This is a genomic window from Leptospira adleri, from assembly GCF_002811985.1.
GTDB lineage: Bacteria > Spirochaetota > Leptospiria > Leptospirales > Leptospiraceae > Leptospira > Leptospira adleri.
In genome coordinates this window covers 1-680 of sequence record NZ_NPDU01000165.1, presented here as the reverse complement: position 1 = coordinate 680, position 680 = coordinate 1, and the positions used below count along the sequence as shown (strand labels likewise).

The following is a 680-nucleotide window of genomic DNA, read 5'->3' as shown; positions in this document are numbered from 1 at the left end:
TACAAACTCAATCGGCAAGGAGAGCCTTCTCATTCATTCTTAAATCTGCGAAAATTTTAGGACGTTATCAAGGAGCTGTCCGGGGAATACATTCTAAATTCAAAATTATTACAAAAATTAAAATCACCTTTTTTATATTCCTTTTGTACATTTATCTAGAACCTCTCATTCCTTGAAATATTCCATTATATAAAAATAAATTCCTAAGAAATATCGCCTCAGAATATGTTTTTGCAGTTTGATTATAAAGATTTAAAGTATATATAGCATTATATGTCTTTAAATCCAAAACAAAGAAATAAAAAAACTGCCCTTGCATATACCCCATAGTTCCTGCTCGAACATCAGCATACATTTTCATTAGATGCAACATCTCTGCTATCGCCAGTAAGTAAATAGTGACTCCAAAAGCTCCCCGCCAGAATTTATAATTATCAAGGTATCTTGTTAATTAATAAGAGTTCATCTTCTGATTCTAGTTTTCTACAGCTAAGCAAATAATATATAAATTGATAACATTAAGTTTCTCTTCTTCAGTTGTATCGGCTCTTGGAATAAAAAGTGGAAAAAGGGCGTCGTCGCATTTTCTCTGTGATTCAGGGATCGTTTTACTTCCTGTGCACGCCATGAAGGAAAGCAAGAATAGTAAACGAGTAAGTATCAATAGTCTTTTCATCAAA

General features: G+C 32.4%; 1 protein-coding gene. It reads right to left on the bottom strand.

All coding sequences use genetic code 11. The features are described from left to right. Window positions 1–475 precede the first annotated feature (475 nt). A partial coding sequence (locus CH376_RS24520; RefSeq protein ID WP_207769164.1) for a hypothetical protein occupies window positions 476–680 on the bottom strand: 205 nt, incomplete at its 5' end.